We start from the raw sequence: 20,588 nt of genomic DNA, 5'->3' as shown, positions 1-20,588 counted from the left end.
AATAGAATGCAGTCTAAACTAACTCAACTGAATGTAATAGAAACCCTAGAAAAAAATTACATGCCGTATTCAATGAGTGTCATTATTTCAAGAGCATTACCAGAGATTGACGGATTAAAACCATCCCATCGAAAATTGTTGTACACCATGTTTAAAATGGGTTTATTGAAGGGTGCCAAAACCAAATCAGCAAATATTGTTGGACAAACCATGAAATTAAATCCCCATGGAGATGGCGCCATTTATGAGACAATGGTTCGTCTAACTAGAGGAAATGAAGCATTATTACATCCCTTGATTGATAGCAAAGGAAATTTTGGCAAAAATTATTCTAAAGAAATGGCCTATGCAGCACCTCGATATACAGAAGCAAAATTAGAGGAGATTTGTCAAGAGCTTTTTAAGGATATCCATAAGGATACTGTAGATTTTGTACCAAATTATGATAATACAATGCAAGAACCTAAATTATTGCCTACCACCTTTCCAAATATTTTAGTGAATCCCAATATGGGGATAGCAGTAGGAATGGCAAGCTCCATCTGCAGCTTTAATTTACAGGAGGTATGTAAAGCTACCGTTGAGTTCCTTAAAAATGAAGAAGTAGATATAAGTCAGTATTTAAAAGGGCCAGATTTTTCATCAGGTGGGCAGTTTATCCTAAACAAATCAGAGTTTAAGGGAATCTATAACACCGGTAGAGGCACCTTTCATTTAAGAGGAAAATATCGTTATGACAAAGTGAACAATTGTATAGAAATCTATGAAATTCCCTATACAACCACTACTGAAGCAATCATAGAAAAAATTATAGAACTGGTGAAGGCAGGAAAAATCAAAGAAATTAATGATATAAGAGACGAAACAGACAAAGAAGGCTTGAAGATCACCATAGACCTAAAAAGAAATACAGATGCTGAACACTTGATGAATCGATTGTATAAGATGACAACCCTGCAGGATACCTTTAGCTGCAACTTTAACCTTTTGATTAATGGCAATCCTAGGGTGCTGGGAGTAAAAGAGATCATTAAAGAATGGACTGTCTTCAGAATCCGTTGTATTAAGAGACAACTAGCTTTTGATGTAAAACAAAAAAGTGAGCGGCTGCATCTTTTAAAGGGTTTAGAAAAAATTCTTTTAGATATAGATAAAGCAGTAAAGATTGTCAAGGATACAAAGAAGGACAAAGAGGTTATTCCAAACCTCATGAAGGGGTTTGAAGTGGATGAAATACAAGCGGAGTTTATAGCGGATATAAAGCTAAGAAACTTTAACCAAGAATATATTTTAAACAAAACCAAGGATATTCAAGTACTACAAAAAGAAATAAAAAATCTTGAGGATACACTGAAAAGTGATAATAAAATCAATAGGTTGATCATCAAAGAACTAGAAGCAGTATCAGAAAAGTATGGAAAACCTAGAAAAACAGAAGTAATTGAAGAACAACATGTAGAAGTAGTATCAGAAGAGGTACTAATTGAAGATTATAAGGTAAAATACTTTTTAACAAAGGAGAGCTATCTAAAAAAAGTAACCTTAGCATCCCTTAGGAGCAGCAGCAATGGTCATAAACTGAAGGATGATGATGTTATTATTCAAGAGATAGAGGGCAATAACAAATCAGATTTATTATTGTTCTCCAGTAAACAAGTGGTCTACAAAATCAGAGGCTATGAGCTGGAGGATAAAAAAACCAGCAGCTTAGGAGATTATTTAATGAACCTATTAAGTTTAGGGGATGATGAAAAAATTATTTACATGGCTGCCACTGATGACTATAGTGGACATATGCTGTTTTTCTATAAAAACGGAAAATGTGCTAAAATTCCTTTGGAAAGCTATCAGACCAAGACCAATAGAAAACAGCTAGCCAATGCCTATTCAAATGAAAGTCCCTTGGTTTATATTGAACATATAACAGAAGACAAGGAGCTGGTAGCTGTCAGCAGTATAAAAAAGGTTTTGGTTTTTAATACCGAAGGAATCAATGCCAAGACTACAAGAAGCTCTATTGGTATACAAGTATTGAAATCTAAAAACAATAGCACATTGACCAATATTATAGCACCAGAAAATGTGTCTTTTGCTGATATGGACTACTATAAAGGCAAAGTTCCGGCAATAGGCACCTTTTTAAAAAAAGAAGACTCTCTCCAAAAAGCCGGGCCTATTCAGACATCGATGCTTTAAGGCTGATGATTTTCATCTTCTCTATTACTTTTAAAAAACCAATGTCTTCACGTATTTTCTTATACGTTGAGGATATTGGTTTTTTCTGTATCTTATAGAAAAAATTTAAGCACAGTTGAGGCTAAAAAATAAATTTTTATTTTCTATTGACAAAATTATCCTCATATTATATCCTAGAACTGTATTAAGTGTATTAATATTATTAATACAGTTAGGGGGTACTTATGATACAGCTGGATTTAAAAGACCGTAGACCATTGTATGAACAAATTAAAGAAAAAACAAAGCTTCTGATTATAAGAAAGGTATTGAAGGCAAATGAAAAGATACCTTCTGTTAGAGAGCTAGCTCAGTCCCTGACCATCAATCCAAACACTATCCAAAAAGCCTATAAGGATTTAGAAGCAGAAGGCTTCATTTATTCTGTACAAGGGAAGGGAAGCTTCGTTGCTCCTATAGAGGATAGCATCAATTCTGTTAGACAGGATGAGTTATTGAAGGAGCTGGGAAAAGTCATCGCTGAGCTTAGGTATATGGAGGTATCAAAAAGTCAGTTAATTGACTATATTGATGCCATTTACAAAAAGAAGGAGGACAAATAGCATGATAGAAGTTACAAATCTAAATAAAAGCTTTGGAAGCGTAAAAGCATTGGATGATCTAAGTATTCGTATAAAAAAAGCATCTGTATATGGACTGCTGGGTCCTAATGGTGCTGGGAAAACAACCTTGATTAAGCATCTTGTAGGTATCTATAAGCAAGACGAAGGGGTAATCACTGTTGGTGGAGAGTCGGTTTATGAAAATCCTATAGTCAAGTCTTCTATTGTGTATATACCAGACAATCCATACTTTTTTTCTCAATACAGTATTGAGGAAACTGCAAAGCTCTATGCTACTATTTATCCTACTTGGAATCAAGAAAGATTCCAAGCTCTAGGGGAGGTATTCCCTATTGATAAAAGGATTAGAGTTACAAAACTATCAAAGGGTATGCAAAAACAGGTAGCCTTTTGGTTGGGGATATGTGTCATGCCTGAAGTCATGATTCTTGATGAGCCGGTAGATGGTTTGGACCCAGTGATGCGGAAAAAGGTATGGAATCTAATGCTTCAGGATGTTGCAGAACGCCAAACAACTATATTGGTCGCTTCTCATAATTTGCGGGAGCTGGAGGATGTATGTGATCATGTGGGAATACTTCATCATGGCAAAATTGTAGTTGAAAGGGAACTAGACAATATGAAATCTGATATACATAAGCTGCAGATCGCCTTTTTAGAGGAAATACCAGAGGGATTATTTGAAGAACTAGAGGTTTTGCATTGTACTCAAAATGGAAGCGTTGTACTATTGATTGCAAGAGGAGATAAAGGAAGGTTAGTTTCTATGATAGAAAAAGCCAAACCAGCTGTATTAGATATCTTGCCGCTGACATTAGAAGAAATCTTTATCTACGAGTTAGGGGGAATGGGTTATGACCTTAAAAGCATCCTTATTTAGTAAAGGTTTGATTTTCAGTAATTTCAAACGATTTTGGTGGGTGAGTGCTGTATATGGACTACTACTTTTTTTTATGCTGCCTTTAAGACATATGATGATAAAAAATGCTATTCATGATGAATGGATAAAACATCAGCTTGGCAATTCCTTAGATTTGGCTGCTAACCCAAATAATTTTCAGCTTATACTTATATTACTAATACCAGTTGTAATGGCTGCGCTAGTATTTAGGTATATGCAGCAAAGCGACGTTGCTGCAATGATGCACAGTCTACCCTATAATAGAAAAGTACTATACTGTAGTCACACTATAGCAGGATTATTATTACTTCTTCTTCCAATTATTATGACATCAATAATACTGATGATTTTACAAGTCATTACAAATCTAAGTGAGTATTATTCTTTTATCAATATAATACAATGGTTAGGCTATACTTCACTTTTCCTGGTTATGTTTTTTAGTATTGCGGTATTTGTAGGAATGTTTACGGGCAACTCTATTGCACAAATGGCATTTACCTATATTCTACATATGCTGCCAGCAGGATTTTTCATACTTTTACATTTTAATATAAGGAATCTACTTTACGGCTATGGCCACAATAGTGTTTTGGCATCTAAAATAGAGAATCATCTCCCTTTATTTGTATTACTAAATGGCAGGATAAATGGGGACTACATTTCGATAGGAACGATAATAGCCTATGCGATAACAGCTATTCTTTGCTTTATAGGAGCTTATTTGGCTTATAAAGGAAGAAATGCGGAAGCAGCTGGGGATGTTATTGCCTTTAAGGTGGTTCGGCCTATTTTTAAATATGGTGTAACGGTTTGCAGTATGCTGCTGGGAGGTATTTATTTTACAAGCATTGCAGGAGTTAGTATCTTTACAACTCTTTTTGGATATCTATTCAGCTCATTTTTAGGCTATTGGATTGCGGAGATGATTATGGAAAAGTCCTTCAAGGTTTGGGGTGCCTATAAGGGATATATTGCTTATACAGTGATTGTCCTCATGCTGGTGACTGCTATTAATGTGGATGCTATTGGTTATGTTGACCGGATACCTAAGGCTGAAGATGTGGAACAGGTTTATTTGGGATCCTATTATGGATGGACTCGTTTAGAAGCAAGGGAAGACAAGGATACCCCCATTTCCATGGATGGCTATGTTTTTAAGCAGGAGGTAAACATCGAAAACATGATTAAATTACATGAAAGCTTAATAGAAGGACCTGAAAGACCCGAAGATATGGTTGGTATTTATAGATATCAGCATATTATTTATAGTTTAAAAAATGGAAAGCATATAATAAGAGAATATCCTATCAATGAAGAAAGATACGCTGCAGCACTAAAGTCTTTGTACGAATCAAAAGAATATAAGGAAAAAAGATTTCCTATTATTCACCAAAGAGCTGAAGAAATAGAACGGATTGAAATTACTGATCCCCGTTCTGCTAAAAAATCTGTCGTATTATATGATCCTATAAAAATACAGGAATTTACAATGCATCTTAGGAAGGATGTAGAAGGGGTTGCCTTTGAAGAACTGATAAAGCCCCTAGAGGGTCATCCCATGGCCATCCTTACGGACACTGATGGGAATCGTATAAATTATGCATTAAGACAAAGCTACAACTCCGTTTTTCAATGGCTAAAGAAACATGGGCACTATGAAAATGTTATCCTCCTTCCAGAGGATGTAGAATATATAGTTTTAGAGAGACTTGGAGATACAGCTGCAGCTGAAAGAGTAGAAATTAGAAATTTTGACATAATTAAAGAATTACTAGAAATCACTACCTATTCAAATCGATATCCAAATAGTACGATCCTAGTAGGCTTTTATATTACAGGGCATTCAGGAACTTCATATTATCTAGGACATCTCTATGAAGATACAGCTGTTTCTGATGAGTTAAGACATTACATAGAACAACTGCCACCTCAGTAGAGATAGCCTTTTAAAAAACCCAGTACCTGTAGGTATTACTTATGCGCTACAATGGCTGGGTTTTCTTGCGCCTCCAGTTTGAAGATTCCTGAAGAAACTTCCCCTCTCAATAGGGTGTCTTTTTCTAAGAAATAGAAGAAAATATTTTGCAAAAAATATATCCTTGAAGGTATTTGACAAAACACGCAGAATAGTATAAAAATTAGCAATGCATGAATATAGTTACATGATTGTAATTAATAGAAAAGAATAGAAGCATAAAAATAAGGAGGAAGAAATGTTAAAGGAAAAGATACTTAGGAGGGAATCAGGAATAATCACTTATGGCCTGACACCGCCAAAACAAAGAAATACCTTAGAGAAGATTCAGGAGATATCACAAAAACAGATAGAAAGAATACAAAACTTAGAAATCGATGGGCTAGTGATATACGATATCCAAGAGGAAGCTGATAGAATAAAGGATGAAAGACCGTTTCCATTTCTACCTACATTAGATCCTGGTCTATACAGTAACAAATATTTGGAGGAGTTAAATATCCCGAAAATAATTTATCGCTGTGTCAGCAAGTATACACAAGAAGAATTATCAGAATGGATGAAAGTAGATACAGCACAGGATAAATTTTCTGTTTTTGTGGGTGCAGCTTCAAGAAAACAGAAGGTGAACTTGAGCTTACAGCAGGCATATCATCTACGAAATGAAGTGAATCCAGATTTATTACTGGGGGCTGTTACAATACCAGAAAGACATATAATCAAGCATGATGAACATATGAGAGTTATTAAAAAAATGGAGAATGGATGTAAATATTTTATCTCCCAAGCTGTATATAATGTAGAAGCATCCAAAAACTTTTTATCGGATTACTATTATTATTGCATGAAAAACCAAATAGAAATGGTTCCCATCATTTTTACAATTACACCCTGTGGCTCCATTAAGACATTAGAGTTTATGAGATGGTTAGGAATAAGTATACCAAGATGGCTGGAAAATGATTTGAAAAGCACAGAAAATATATTGGAAAAATCTGTGGATTTATCAAAAGAAATGTATAAAGAACTATTAGATTTTGCATTAGAAAAGGGCATTCCTTTTGGATGTAATATAGAAAGTTTATCAGTGAGAAAGGTAGAAATCGAAGCCTCGATAGAGCTGGTAGAAGCAGTTCAACAAATAAATAAAAGAATGTTATATCAACAGGTTCAAGCTTGATACACCACAATTTAATAGTTAAATGATTAAGCCTCAAAGGGTACTTTTCCTTTGAGGCTGCACTTCATAGTAGAAAAAAATTCTGCTATTTTACTATAATTAGGAGCATACCTTGCACATTTTTTAGCAATACCTATAACATCCAACATGAGTGCATCGCACACTGCAGCTGTACAAACCTTCACATCTATTCAAAAATTCCTGTGAATACACTTGCAATTTCTGGATCAAACTGGCTACCGGAGCATCTATTGATTTCCACCAAAGCCTCTTCATGAGAAATGGCCTCTTTGTATGCTCTAGCATGGGTCATTACGTCGTAGGCATCAACTATTGCAATAATACGAGATAATAGGGGGATTTCATCACCCTTTAATCCATGAGGATATCCATTGCCATCCCATCGTTCATGATGGAAAAGAATATATTTAGCTATATGAAGTAGTTCTGGAGATGTTTCTGCAATTCTATAGCCAATTTCAGAGTGTCTTTTCATTTCCTCCCATTCTTTTTCTGTTAACTTATCAGGCTTCAGGAGGATACTATCAGATATAGCTATTTTACCAATATCATGAAGTATAGCCAGTAAACCTAATTCATTAATCTGATCATTATCAAGATTTAAGCTTTTACCTAATTTAATGCTTAACGCCTTCATACGCTGTGCATGGGCCTCTGTTTCATGACTACGCTCATACAATGATTTTTCTAGAGAATGTATAATATGACTTCTAGTACTCTTGCTTTCCAACAGTTTATTTCTATACATTTGCTCCTCAGCTGCCTTGATGACATCCGTCATGGATTGCATACCACTGTATTTTATAGCATAACCTAGAGAAATGCTTATATGTATTGGTGTGTCAGCTGATTGCTTACTTAAACTATAAATCCTTTGACAAATTAAGTTAGCAACCTCTTTATTAGTTTTGGGCAGGAGGATTGCAAACTCATCTCCACCCCACCTACATAGGATATCCTCTTTACGACAGGCTGTTTTAAGAACTTCTGCAGTTTGTGCTAAAAGCTTATCCCCTACTAAATGACCAAAAACATCATTGGTTAGCTTTAAACCATTTACATCACCAATAATAATAGAAAGAGGTAGTTGTCTGCTGGTGTCGAGGCGTTTTAATTCCTCTTCAAAAAAAGTTCTGTTATATAAGCCTGTGAGGTTGTCATGATAACTTAGATAGGTTATCCTTTCTTCAGCTTCTTTTCTTTCTCTAATGTCTGTATAGATACCATGATATCCAATGATTTCTCCATCGACAATTGTAGGGCCTCCTCGTACACAAACATCAATAAATGTACCGTTCTTCCTTCTTCTTATTGTATCTACTGCTATCTCACTGTTATGGAGAGCTAAATCATTAATCCTCCCACTTTCTTCAAGATGCTTATCATCAACAATCAATTCATCAACGGTTTTTCCAAAACATTCATGGGATGTATAGCCAAATAGATCTGTAAATTTCTTGTTTATCTCTTGAATTTTATGATTCATATCAAGATAGACCACGGCATCAGGGGAATACTCAAAATAAGACTCTAGTATTTTCTGCTGTCTTCTAATTTGCACTTCTGCTTCCTTAATTGGACGTATATCAGTATAGGTAGCATAGCCTCCAATAATTTTGCCATTAATAATAATAGGTATTCCTTTAAGAAAAACATTGATGGGATTTCCATGTTTATCATATCTTATTGCATCCTGAAACTGACAATCACCACCTATTAAACCATCCAAAGTAAGATAACCAGCTAGTTTTTTAAAAGGATCTATGACATCATTGATATATCTACCTATAACCTCTTCTGAGGTATAATGAAATAATTCAAAAAATCTAGGATTAGCAGCTACAATATTTTCATTGTCGTCAAAATGAACAATAGCATCCGATGAATTATTAAAGAGACACTCGAATGACTTTTTTTGGAATAGCAAAGCCTCTTGACTGTTTCTTTCTTTTGTAACATCTCTGAGGGTACCCACCATTCTAAGGGGCTGACCATCTGGTGTTCTCTGAGTTGCCTTACCTCTCTCATGTACCCATATATAATCACCATTCTTACAGCAGATTCGGTATTCTGCTATATATACAGGGGATTGACCATCAAGATGTCTCTGAAGTTCATTGTTTACCAATTCTCTATCTTCAGGATGTACATAATCCATCCACTCTTCATAAGAATTCATGGGATCATTTTCAGAAAAGCCTCTTATTTCATTATATCGCTTAGAGCCATAAACGTAGTTATTTAGTATATCCCAATCCCATACACCATCTCCACTGCCTTCCAATGCGAAATGCCATCGTTCCTCACTTTCCTTTAATGCAGCTTCTTTTTTCTTCAGCTGATCATAATTATCACGTAACTCTTCCTCATTAGCAGTGAGCTGGTGGAGAGTAGCCTCTAGTTCCTCATTTAACTCCTGTAGCATCTGTTCATTCTCTTTAAACTTTTCTTCTTTTTCCTTTAAGGACGTAATATCATTGATAAAGCCCTCTACATAAAGCTCATTCCCTTGAGAATCTTTTTTTATGTGGATATTTAATAAAGCAGTAATAATACTACCATCTTTACAATAATATTGCATTTCATGGTTAGAAAGCTTACCATCTCTTCTTACTTTATCCAGCAAAGCTAGGCGATTATAATTGTTGGCATAAAACTCTTCTTCAATATTATTAATAGAAGATACAACCTCTTCAGGTGTATCATACTTTAATATAGTGGCAAAAGCTTTATTAACATAGATAAATTGACCATGGATGGTACTATGAAAAATCCCTATCAATGCATCATCAAATAGATCCATATAAATTTCCCTATTTTCATTGATCATAAAAAGTCACCTCTGTTCTCTACAACACAATTGAAATCCATTAATAAAAATTATTCTACATATCTTTACAGAATACCTTTATTTTTTTAAACAATAAGCTATCGGAAGCAATGGTGAAAGATGCTGTTTTTGGCAAAAGAAGGATTTTATAGTTTAACATAGAATTTAATTAAGTATAGATTAAAATGATAAAGGAGGATTTAACATGGGTAAATTAACTGAAATTCGCTGGCATGCCCGTGGAGGGCAGGGAGCAAAAACTGCCTCCTTATTGCTGGCTGATGCAGCTTTTAACACAGGTAACTATGTGCAAGGATTTCCTGAATATGGACCTGAAAGAATGGGGGCACCTATCACCGCCTACAATCGGATTAGCTCTGAGAAAATCACAATTCATTCTAACATTTATGAGCCAGATTTTGTTGTTGTTATGGATGAATCCCTAATTGATTCCATTAATGTAACCTTGGGGTTAAAGGATGAGGGTGCAATCATTGTTAATACAGAAAGACCATGGAAGGAAGTAAGAGAACAATTCAAAGATTATGGTGGCAGTGTATTTACCATCAATGCAAGAGAGATATCGGAAAGTACGCTGGGAAAATATTTTCCCAACACTCCTTTGCTGGCAGCTGTTGTAAAGGTAAGTAAAATTATGGAGGTAGAAGAATTTATTCAGACGATGGAGGATTCTTTTAAGCATAAATTTGCTTCAAAGCCTGAAGTAATAATGGGCAATATGAATGCATTAAAGAGGTCGATGGAGGAGGTCAGAGGATATGAAGACTAAGGATGGAGTAGAAATAAACGAAGAGATAAAATGGAAGGACATCTGCCCAGGAGGAACAGTAGCATATCCAGGAAGTGCAGACTTATTTAAAACTGGTGATTGGAGGAGCATGAAACCGGTATTTAAGGCAGGAGAATGCAAGCAATGCTTACTTTGTGTACCGGTTTGTCCAGATTCCTCTATACCAGTAAAAGATAAGAAAAGACTAGACTTTGATTTTGATCATTGCAAAGGCTGTGGAGTCTGTGTGAAAGTATGTCCATTTAATGCAATAGATTTCATTAAAGAAGGGAAGTAGGAGGTGTATTATGGCGATAAGAGATAGATTATCTGGAAACGAAGCAATTGCTATTGCAATGAAGCAAATCAACCCCGATGTATTAGCAGCATTTCCCATCACACCATCAACTGAGATACCTCAGTATGTTTCACAATATGTAGCTGATGGAGAAGTTGATACTGAATTAATACTAGTTGAGTCAGAGCACAGTGCCATGTCAGCCTGTATAGGGTCTCAGGCGGCAGGAGCTAGGACCATGACAGCCACTTCATCCTGTGGGCTAGCTTTGATGTGGGAGACTTTGTATATAGCATCCTCAATAAGGCTGCCTATTACATTAGCTCTAGTGAACAGAGCTTTGACAGGTCCTATCAACATTAACGCTGATCATGCTGATTCTATGGGAGCTAGAGATGCAGGGTGGATTCAAATCTATAGTGAAAACAATCAAGAGGCCTATGATAATTTTATTCAAGCTGTAAGGATTGGGGAGGATAAAGAAGTACAATTACCAACGATGGTTTGTCAAGATGGCTTTATTACCTCCCATGCTGTTGAAAATATTGAATTGATTGAAGATGAAGAAGTAAAAGCCTTTGTAGGAGAATATATACCAGTTGCTTCTTTACTGAATGCAAAAGAGCCTATTGCTATAGGACCCTATGACTCACCTCATTACTATATAGAGCATAAGAGACAGCAGGCAGAGGGAATGAATAAGGCTAAGGAGGTTATTCTTAAGGTAGCGGAGGAATTTGAAAAAGTAACTGGTAGAAAGTATGGGTTATTTGAAGCTTATCAATTGGAGGATGCAGAAGCAGCTATTGTGATTATTAACTCCACTGCTGGAACAGCAAAAGCAGCTATTGATAAAATGAGGAAAGAAGGAAAAAAAGTAGGACTGTTGAAAATAAGAGTCTTTCGACCCTTCCCCCATGAAGAAATATGCGATGCATTATCTCATCTAAAGGCTATTGCAGTTATGGATCGTAGTGAAGGTTTTTCTTCTATTGGAGGCCCTCTTTTTGCAGAAGTACGATCAGCCCTATATGAAGCTGAAAACCGTCCAATGCTGATAAACTACATTTATGGATTGGGTGGACGAGATGTGACAACAACCCACATAGAAGAGGTATATAATCAGCTCTTCAGCATGATTAACAAAAATCAGACAGGCCAGGTTTATCGATACCTTGGCGTTAGAGAGTAGAGGTGAAGGAAATGGCATATAATTTTAAAGAAGCGATGAACAAACCTGAACGATTAACGGGAGGTCATAGGATGTGTGCAGGCTGTGGTGCGCCGCTAGCTGCTCGGGGTGTTTTAAGGGCACTTAAGGAAGAAGATCAAGCAGTTATTGCCAATGCTACCGGATGTTTAGAGGTTTCTACCTTTACCTACCCCTACACTGCCTGGAAGGACTCCTTTATACACTCAGCCTTTGAAAATGCAGCTGCCACCATAAGTGGTACAGAGGCTGCCTATAAGGTACTAAAAAGAAAAGGGAAAATCAAGGAAAATTATAAATTTATTACCTTTGGCGGTGACGGTGGCACCTATGACATCGGGTTTCAATCTCTTTCTGGAGCTATGGAGAGAGGCCATGATATGGTGTATGTTTGCTACGATAATGGTGCATATATGAATACTGGAATTCAGAGATCATCAGCTACACCAAAGTACGCTGAGACAGCAACCTCACCTATAGGGACAGAAGTATTAGGAAAACAACAGTTTAGAAAGGATTTAAGCCAGGTTATGGTTGCCCACGAAATCCCTTATGTTGCTCAGACTACCTTTATAGGCAACTTCAAAGACCTTCATGAAAAAGCTGAGAAGGCTCTTTATACAGAAGGGCCAGCATTTATGAATGTACTAGCTCCGTGTCCCCGTGGATGGCGTTATGAAACAGCGGACTTGATGGAAATTTGCAAACTGGCGGTGGAAACTTGTTATTGGCCTATGTTTGAGGTTGTCAACGGAGAATGGAAGCTTTCCTATAGACCAAAGAAAAAGCTTCCAATTGATGCCTTCTTAAAGCCACAAGGAAGATTTAGACATCTATTTAATCCTGGTAATGAGGATATGCTTCAGGAAATACAAGCAGATATAGATAAAAAATGGAATCAATTATTGAAACGATGTGGAGAGGAAATTGAATAGAGGAAATCGTAATTGAAGAAATCCAGAAGAAAAATGCTGATTTAAAAATTTTTGAATCAGCATTTTTTTATGAAAAAATCAAATAATAATGACGAAACTTTTTTATAAATAACTATTGACTTTAAAGAGAAAACAATATATTATGTAATTAGAATATTACTTAAACCGAAATATTCTAAGGAGGTACTAAGTTGAATATCAATAATCTTTATGATTTTTTCTTTCAGCACTTAAAAAAAGTATTTTATCCAGAAGAGTGGATTAAGCTTGACTGGAACTTTTCTAAAACTGAGATTTTTACTATGCTGTTGGTGGAGAGACATGGGGAAATCATCATGAGCCAAATTGCTGAGCATATTCATCTTCCTATGAGTACTGCCTCTGGCTTGGTGGAGAGATTGGTGAAAAATGGTTACCTAAAGCGTGAAAGAAGTGAGTCAGATAGAAGAATTGTAGTAATAAAGCTAACAGATAAAGGAAAAGCTTTAGTAGCTGAGCTGAAGGACATGATATTTCATTATATCGAGAAGATCGGTGAATCTCTTACAAAAGAGGAAGTAGAAGTGCTTGGCAAAGTATTTACGAAAGCAATTGAAGTCATCAATGATATTAATAAGGAAAAGGACCACTCTGATGATGGAAAAGAGAGCAATAGCATAAAAAAGATAGAGATAGAGTAATAGACCCAAAAATAAAAAGGTTGATTTTAATGCCCATGGATGATGGGCTTAAAATAAAAAAAATACTTCGAGGAAAGAAATATTCCTATAATGAAATATAAGGAGGAGTTAAAATGAGAATTATCTTATATACTGGTAAAGGTGGCGTAGGGAAAACAAGTATTGCAGCAGCAACAGCTTTAGAAAGTGCAAAAAGGGGATTGAAGACCCTGATCGTAAGTACAGATGCAGCCCATAGTCTTGGAGATTCTTTAGATACACAATTATCTCCTGAGGCTGTAGAGATCCGAAAAAATCTTTGGGCACAGGAGATAGATACCATATATGAAACAGAGCAGGGATGGAAAAAGGTACAGGAGTATATAACCTCAATCATGACATCAAAAACTGTCAAGGATATTACAACAGAAGAGCTGACGATTTTTCCCGGTATAGAGGATTTATTGAGTTTGCTGAGAATTCTTAGATATTATAAGGAGAAGCTGTATGATGTCATTGTTATTGACTGTGCACCTACAGGGGAAACCCTGGCACTCTTAAGCTTTCCTGATATGTTTAGATGGTGGATGGATAAGTTATTCCCAATGAAAAGAAGAGCTATTAAGCTAACAAAGCCTGTGATTGAACCGTTACTGGGGATGCCGATGCCCTCTGACGGGGTGATGGGAGAGATAGAAAATATATACAATCAGATGGATGAAATGAGGAAAATCCTGTCTAACAGAGATGTGACAAGTGTGAGAATTGTAGTGAATCCTGAAAAAATGGTGGTGAAGGAAGCCCAAAGAAGCTTCACCTATCTGAATCTTTATGACTTTAATGTAGATGCCATTGTTGTCAATAGAATGATTCCAGATAATGTTACTGATGATTATTTTAAAGCATGGAAGGAAATTCATAAGCAGTACAAAGAAATTATCATGGAAAGCTTTTATCCAATCCCTATTTATTATGTACCCCTTTTTGAAAAGGAAATCGTAGGCTTTAAGATGCTGTCAAGGATGGGAGAAAGTCTCTTTAAAGATAAAAACCCTGCGGAAATCTATTATAACACTAAAATACAGGAAATCAAAAAAGAGGAGGAGGGCTATACCTTATCCATCTACATGCCATTTACAGAAAAAGAGAATTTATCATTAAACCAAAAAGCTGATGAGCTTATTGTTAAGGCTGGCAGCTACAAGAGAAATATTATCCTACCAAGAACATTGTTGAATTACTCCATAAAGGGAGCAAAATTTGATAATGATACGCTAAAAATAAAATTTGGTGGTGAAGGCAATGAAGAATGAGGAGCTTTTAAAAAATATCATTAGAGTAAAGTTGCAGACAATGGATGTAGTTACAGATATGCTTCCTAAGGAAATCAGAGAGCCTGTTGAAGAGCTGCAAAGGAAATTGATTAAAACCATTCATGAGGCTACTGAAGAATATGTAGAGAAAAGTGATATAGAAAAGAAAGAGAAAAAGATAAAGACGATAGAAATAGAATAATGTCGGAAAAAGCCACTGGAGCAAACCAGTGGCTTTCTCTATAAATCACTAAAATTTTTCTAATTAAATATAAATAATCAAGAAAATGAAACGATGCATTAATAATATTAATACAAATATTAAAATAATTAATATTACCATTGACAATATTAACTTTTTTCTATATTATTTAAATAAGAAAAGGGAAATTAACCCAAAAGTAGGTGATGAAAATGAATTATAAAGCCCCAAGTCAATGTCCTATATGTAATGATGAATTAAAGATTACCCGAATGAGCTGTTCCAAGTGCAAAACAAATCTAGAAGGACAGTTTTCTGGATGCAAATTTTGCAAACTGCCAAAGGACCAGTTGGAATTTATCGAGGTTTTTATTAAATCCAGAGGAAGCATCAAGGATGTCGAGAAGGAGCTGGGGATTTCTTACCCTACAGTTCGTAATCGACTTGAAGGTGTAATACAAGCTCTAGGATATAGGATTGACAAAATTAGAGATGACATGGAAGAAGATGCATTATTGGAAAATACAAGTGAAAAAAGGCAGGAAATCCTTCGTGGACTGGAAAACGGCGAAATTAGTCCCCAGGAGGCTGCAGAACAGCTTCGCAAGCTAGGTAAATAGTAATAACACACATAGTGAAAGGATGGATTAAAATGGATAAAGAAAAATTAAAAATTTTGGAAATGATTCAAGAGGGAAAAATTACTTCAGAGGAAGGCTTAGCCCTTCTTAACGCCTTACAGGAGACAGACAAAATAGAAGAAAATCCTGTGAAAAATAAAATGAAGGCAAGAGGAAAGGAACGCTTTTTAAGAGTGAGGGTATCAGGAGATGGAACAGGGGTGAAAAAAGCAGATGTAAATATTCCTCTAGGCTTACTTAGAGTGGCCTCAAACTTTGTAAATATGGGGATGGGGATGATACCCAAAGAAGCTAGACAGCAGATGGAGGAAAAAGGAATTGATATTTCTAAGATTGATTTTGATGAGTTAGTGTATTTAATGGAAGAGGGGCTATCCGATGGAAAACTGGTGGATGTTGATGTAGATGATCCTGAAGAGGGCAGAATTCAGGTGGAAGTGTATGTGGACTAGGTCAAGTCTAAGCAATATCATGCTAGTAAAAATTAAGCATGGCAGGAAAATGAGGATTACTATTCCTTTAGCCCTAGGAGCTTTTCAGGAAGTGATAGAGAGCCTGGAGGATCTTGTATGGCTATATGAAAAGGTTTTTCCTGGGTGGAATAAAAATATAAAGAAGCTGCTGCAGCAGTCAATAGCGTCTTCTATCCCTATAGAAAATTTTTCTTTAGTATTACCTTTTCAGCTTTTGAAGGAAGTGTTTTATGAATTGAGGAAGCATGGAAGGTGGCAGCTGGCAGAGATAGATATAGAAGATATCAAGGTAAAGGTAGAGATTTTTTAGGGAGTGAAAAGAAAATGCAAAGACAACAATTAAAGCTGTTGGCAAATATTTTAGGGGTTTATCTGATGGCAACTGTATTCTCCTTTATCGAAGCCAGTGGAATTACACAGATTATCTTATTTGGTGTTATATTGTGGCTAATCAATTTGATTTTAAGACCGTTGCTGCTATTAATTACCCTTCCTATTAATATGATTACCTTAGGAATTTTCACTTTAGTGATTAATACGTGGATGATTATGCTTGCAGATACCATCATGAGAGGAGTTCATATCTCTGGATTTTGGCTTTCTTTACTGTTGGCGATGCTGATTATGGCCTTGAACAGAGGGTTAAAGAAATTATTTTAAACTTAATAATACCATAAGAAACGAAAAAAATCTCAGTCATTTATTAACTGAGATTTTCATTTTCTTCTTCTAAAAAGTCGGCAATGATTTGCTGTATACGTTGAACTTCCTCCTGAGGAATTCTTTCATACCATCCCCCATTATGATAGTAGCCTTCACCTTGGATAGAAGTAGTTTCTAGCTCCTCCGGCTTGAAGGATAGAAAAATTCGAATCAACTTTTCTAATTCATAAGAGGTTAAGGAGGTTTGCACATTTTCACTTAAAATATTCATCATATCAAAGGCTCTGGTCAATGATCTAATAGAAGTAATTTCTTGGGACAATGACTGCAATGCCTGTTGCTGTCTTTTCATTCGATCATAATCACTGGCATGTCTGCCATCATTGCTTTGACGGAAGCGGACAAAATCTAAAGCATTTTTACCATCAAGGGTTTGCTCCCCTGGATACAATCGAATCCTTGTTCCATCATAAGGGTCATCATATTCCATTCTTCTTGAAACCTCAACATCAATTCCTCCAAATAAATCTACTAAATCGATAAATCCTTGAAAATTAATAGATGCAAAACCATGCAGCTCAACATCCAGCCAATTTTCGATGGTTTCCATCATTAAGCTTGAGCCACCCCGTGGATAAGCAGCATTTATTTTATCCATTCGATATCTAGGAATTTCTACATAGGCATCTCGAGGAATTGAAATCAAGCTGACTTTTACTTCATCAGGATCCACTAAAGCCAGCATCATAGTATCGGAACGACCTTTGTCTCCAATATGCTCCCTGGCACTAATGCCATAAAGCAACATTACAAAAGGCTTCATTTCTTCTGAGCCCCCAGCTTTGCCCTCTTCCCCTTCATTCTCATCAATTGGCTCTGTAACAGAAATAGCTTCCAATGTGTTTTTATACTGTTGATATAAATTATAGCCAAAGACAGCAGTAAAAACTAAAAGAATACAAAGCCCAACTGCTATAGCCCATTGCCATTTTTTCATAGATTTTTCTCCTCATCTAATAAAGTGATTCAATGATTATTGTAAATGGTTATCAGATTAAGTATAATCAATGCTTGTTCCTTTGTCAAATCCAGTTACTGTGGTAATTGGAACCATATGCAAAGAAAAATATAAGCGATGGAATTGTCTCGTCAATTACAAAGGACGCTATCAATGATGGTGGAGAGAAATATTAGGCTATACTTAAGGTGGAGATGAAGTATTTCATTATAGGTTTGAACAGATTCAACAGAATCAGGTAAAAGTCTTCATTTCCTCCCTAACGCCTTATTTAAAGTAATTTACAAGAAAAAAATAGAAAGAAGTCGATTTTTCTGCTATTTTGGAGGAATGCAAATACTAAATATGGTATTATTACAGTATACTATTTTGCAACTTTGAGAATGGGGGGAATTTATTTGAAAGACATAATTAGAAAAAAAGAGTCATTGGTGCTTATGATACTGTTCATTTTGGCTGGCATTTTTCATGTATTCAATCAAAATGTTTTTGAAGACGGGAAATTAGCCATAGGCCCAAATATTGAAGAAAATACAAGTGAAGTGCTAGATATAGTCGTTTTAAATGATGAAGTAATCATGCTAGTGATAGAGGAGGATGCTAAAAGCCTATATAAGGGAAGTATAGATGAGGATAAAATCGTAGAATTAGAGCCACTAGAGGAGCTGCAGCTTTTAACAACAGAAGATAAGAACTATAAATCTATAGAAATTAATGATAAGAATAATCAACTATATGTCTATGGGGTGAAAGAAGATAAGACTAATTTTATAGAAATATATGATATGCATAGTAATGAATTTGTTGAAGAAATGTTATTTGCAAAAGATTATCAACTCAGCAATATTAGATATATTGATGGCTACATTGAAGGAATGTTTTATGCTAAATCAAACTATAGAAAGCAAACAGCAGAGATCATCATGAATACTTTGGCCTTTGATTCAAAATTTGAATTATTGGTGGTGGAGCTTCCTTCAGATGAGGCTTATGTCTCTAGGATAGATATAACCTCTGATATTGAATATATCCTATATACAATACATGATAAGAAAAATGATAGACATGCAACCTACATACATGATTTGACTAAAAATGAAACTATCCTTTTGGAAGAAATAAGTGAAGAAGAAATATTTACATTTGCAGATAATAAAATATTAAGTTTTCCAAATACTATTACAATAGATACCCAAGCGTCCTTTGAGGTGAATTATAAAAATAAAATAAGTATGGATGAGATGAAGGATTCTATTGAAATCGTAGATAGCGTTGTCTATGATGTGGTCATTAATAATGGTATTGTTATTGATCCTGATGAAGAAACAATGAAATTTGGATATAATATTGGAATCATTGATGATAAAATCGAGAGTATTACCAAAATGAAACTAAATGGTAATGAAGAAATTGATGCAACTCACAAGATAGTAAGTCCCGGTTTTATTGACATATTATCCTTTAATCCAAGTCTAACAGCAGCTATGTATAAGGTTAGTGATGGTGTAACAACAAATCTATCCATGCATGGTTGCACAGTTGATTTTGATGGTTTTTTTAGAGCCTATAGAAACAACCCCACATTAGTCAACTATGGAGGAGCCTTATTTGCCATTAGACTAAGATATGAAGCGGGATTAGGTCATCATGACAAAGCTAGTCAATCCCAAATTGATTACATGGTTAGAAGGGCAAGGGAAGAAATACAAAAAGGAGCCATAGGAGTAGCCTTTAGTCCAGAATACTACCCAGGAACATCTTCTGAGGAAATCAAGGCTATTATGGAGGTAGCAAAGGAATTTGGCATACCAACGCATTTCCATGGGAGATACTCCAGTCTTTCAGGAGAGAATACTGGAATAGATTCAGTGAAGGAAGTATTGGCCTATGCTAGAGAACTGGATGCTCCAGTTCACTTTATGCACTTACATAGCACTGGAGGAACAGGATGTATGGAGGAGGCTCTGGAACTTGTTGAGGAAGCAAGACAAGAGGGCTATCAAGTGACTTTTGATATATATCCCTATGACTCCTGGGCAACCAATATCGCCTTTGAAAGGTTAAATGAAGGCTGGAAAGAAAGGTTCAATATCACTTACTCCGATATACAAGTAGCAGGAAGCACAGAAAGACTGACAGCAGAAACCTTCTATAGATATAGAAGAGAGGGTGGCTTAGTAATCGTACATGCTATGGATGAAGAAGAGATAATACAGGCACTGCAGGTTGAACACAGCATGATAGGAAGTGATAGTGCTACCAGTAACAACAATAACCATCCTAGAGGTGTCGGAACCTTTTCTAGATTTCTTGGGAGATATGTTAGAGATTTAGATATTGTTCCATTTATGGAGGGTATTAAAAAGATGACAATTCTTTCAGCGAAACACTTCGAAGAATTTGCTCCAGCCTTAAGAACAAGAGGTAGAATACAAGAAGGGGTGCATGCAGATATAACCATATTTGATTATAACAAAATAATCGATACAGCCACTGCTGAAAATTCTACTTCTCTGTCAGAAGGGATTGAGTATGTATTGGTATCTGGGAAAGTTGTCTTAGACGAGAATGGCGTTAACACCCGTGTAAGAAACGGACAGCCTATAAAAGGAGTTTTTCACCAATAATATTATAAAATTTACCGTCAGGAATGATAA

Annotated in this window: 19 protein-coding genes; 17 read left to right on the top strand and 2 right to left on the bottom strand. The window is 35.7% G+C overall.

The window, feature by feature from the left end; translation table 11 throughout:
* The first annotated feature begins 6 nt into the window (after positions 1-6).
* The 5 genes from BMX10_RS07875 (at position 7) to BMX10_RS07855 (ending at position 6,878) form a co-directional block, all read left to right on the top strand.
* The gene (locus tag BMX10_RS07875) at positions 7-2,196 is read left to right on the top strand and encodes a DNA gyrase/topoisomerase IV subunit A (RefSeq protein WP_090441990.1); all 2,190 of its coding nucleotides are present in this window, start codon (positions 7-9) and stop codon (positions 2,194-2,196) included.
* Between the two features lie 224 nt (positions 2,197-2,420).
* Positions 2,421-2,798 carry a GntR family transcriptional regulator gene (locus BMX10_RS07870; protein WP_090441987.1) on the top strand — a complete coding sequence of 126 codons (378 nt, stop codon included), beginning with the start codon at positions 2,421-2,423 and terminating at the stop codon, positions 2,796-2,798.
* A gap of 1 nt (position 2,799) precedes the next feature.
* On the top strand, positions 2,800-3,699 hold the full coding sequence (locus tag BMX10_RS07865; protein ID WP_090441983.1) for an ABC transporter ATP-binding protein: 900 nt from the start codon (positions 2,800-2,802) through the stop codon (positions 3,697-3,699).
* Complete coding sequence (locus tag BMX10_RS07860; RefSeq protein WP_090441980.1) at positions 3,674-5,659, top strand: DUF6449 domain-containing protein; 1,986 nt, start codon at positions 3,674-3,676, stop codon at positions 5,657-5,659. Before BMX10_RS07865 ends, BMX10_RS07860 begins: the two co-directional genes overlap by 26 nt.
* A gap of 277 nt (positions 5,660-5,936) precedes the next feature.
* A complete protein-coding gene (locus BMX10_RS07855; protein WP_090441977.1) occupies positions 5,937-6,878 on the top strand; it encodes a methylenetetrahydrofolate reductase in 942 nt (313 codons plus the stop codon).
* A gap of 187 nt (positions 6,879-7,065) precedes the next feature.
* On the opposite strand, the gene BMX10_RS07850 is transcribed toward BMX10_RS07855, so the two are convergent.
* Complete coding sequence (locus BMX10_RS07850; RefSeq protein WP_090441972.1) at positions 7,066-9,729, bottom strand: PAS domain S-box protein; 2,664 nt, start codon at positions 9,727-9,729, stop codon at positions 7,066-7,068.
* A gap of 205 nt (positions 9,730-9,934) precedes the next feature.
* On the opposite strand from BMX10_RS07850, the gene BMX10_RS07845 reads away from it, so the two are divergent.
* The 11 genes from BMX10_RS07845 (at position 9,935) to BMX10_RS07795 (ending at position 16,910) form a co-directional block, all read left to right on the top strand.
* On the top strand, positions 9,935-10,519 hold the full coding sequence (locus tag BMX10_RS07845; RefSeq protein ID WP_090441970.1) for a 2-oxoacid:acceptor oxidoreductase family protein: 585 nt from the start codon (positions 9,935-9,937) through the stop codon (positions 10,517-10,519).
* The gene (locus BMX10_RS07840) at positions 10,509-10,817 is read left to right on the top strand and encodes a 4Fe-4S binding protein (RefSeq protein WP_090441967.1); all 309 of its coding nucleotides are present in this window, start codon (positions 10,509-10,511) and stop codon (positions 10,815-10,817) included. The genes BMX10_RS07845 and BMX10_RS07840 overlap by 11 nt, the downstream gene beginning before the upstream one ends.
* Positions 10,818-10,827: 10 nt before the next feature.
* Entirely contained in the window at positions 10,828-12,009 is a 1,182-nt protein-coding gene (locus BMX10_RS07835) for a pyruvate ferredoxin oxidoreductase (protein ID WP_090441965.1), read from the top strand.
* Positions 12,010-12,020: 11 nt separating this feature from the next.
* Positions 12,021-12,962: a thiamine pyrophosphate-dependent enzyme gene (locus BMX10_RS07830; RefSeq protein ID WP_090441962.1), complete on the top strand. Its 942-nt coding sequence runs from the start codon at positions 12,021-12,023 to the stop codon at positions 12,960-12,962.
* 191 nt (positions 12,963-13,153) lie between these two features.
* The gene (locus BMX10_RS07825) at positions 13,154-13,642 is read left to right on the top strand and encodes a MarR family winged helix-turn-helix transcriptional regulator (protein WP_090441959.1); all 489 of its coding nucleotides are present in this window, start codon (positions 13,154-13,156) and stop codon (positions 13,640-13,642) included.
* A 113-nt stretch (positions 13,643-13,755) separates the two neighbouring features.
* Positions 13,756-14,934 (top strand): ArsA family ATPase, encoded by a 1,179-nt coding sequence (locus BMX10_RS07820; protein WP_090441956.1) that lies wholly within the window; start codon positions 13,756-13,758, stop codon positions 14,932-14,934.
* Positions 14,924-15,136 (top strand): hypothetical protein, encoded by a 213-nt coding sequence (locus BMX10_RS07815; protein WP_090441953.1) that lies wholly within the window; start codon positions 14,924-14,926, stop codon positions 15,134-15,136. Before BMX10_RS07820 ends, BMX10_RS07815 begins: the two co-directional genes overlap by 11 nt.
* Before the next feature lie 212 nt (positions 15,137-15,348).
* A complete protein-coding gene (locus BMX10_RS07810; RefSeq protein ID WP_090441950.1) occupies positions 15,349-15,756 on the top strand; it encodes a DUF2089 domain-containing protein in 408 nt (135 codons plus the stop codon).
* A gap of 32 nt (positions 15,757-15,788) precedes the next feature.
* Entirely contained in the window at positions 15,789-16,229 is a 441-nt protein-coding gene (locus BMX10_RS07805; RefSeq protein WP_090441947.1) for an SHOCT-like domain-containing protein, read from the top strand.
* Complete coding sequence (locus BMX10_RS07800; RefSeq protein WP_090441944.1) at positions 16,219-16,560, top strand: hypothetical protein; 342 nt, start codon at positions 16,219-16,221, stop codon at positions 16,558-16,560. The genes BMX10_RS07805 and BMX10_RS07800 overlap by 11 nt, the downstream gene beginning before the upstream one ends.
* Complete coding sequence (locus BMX10_RS07795) at positions 16,503-16,910, top strand: phage holin family protein (RefSeq protein ID WP_090441941.1); 408 nt, start codon at positions 16,503-16,505, stop codon at positions 16,908-16,910. The genes BMX10_RS07800 and BMX10_RS07795 overlap by 58 nt, the downstream gene beginning before the upstream one ends.
* A 43-nt stretch (positions 16,911-16,953) precedes the next feature.
* Here BMX10_RS07795 and BMX10_RS07790 read toward each other — a convergent pair whose 3' ends face one another.
* On the bottom strand, positions 16,954-17,910 hold the full coding sequence (locus tag BMX10_RS07790) for an LCP family protein (protein ID WP_090441939.1): 957 nt from the start codon (positions 17,908-17,910) through the stop codon (positions 16,954-16,956).
* Between the two features lie 419 nt (positions 17,911-18,329).
* Here BMX10_RS07790 and BMX10_RS07785 point away from each other — a divergent pair, with 419 nt between their 5' ends.
* Positions 18,330-20,558: an amidohydrolase family protein gene (locus tag BMX10_RS07785; protein ID WP_170834736.1), complete on the top strand. Its 2,229-nt coding sequence runs from the start codon at positions 18,330-18,332 to the stop codon at positions 20,556-20,558.
* The last annotated feature ends 30 nt before the right edge of the window (positions 20,559-20,588 follow it).

Source organism: Natronincola peptidivorans, from assembly GCF_900111615.1.
GTDB classification, from domain to species: Bacteria; Bacillota; Clostridia; order Peptostreptococcales; family Natronincolaceae; genus Natronincola_A; species Natronincola_A peptidivorans.
The sequence above is the reverse complement of the archived record's forward strand: the minus strand, read 5'-3'. Positions and strand labels throughout refer to the sequence as shown.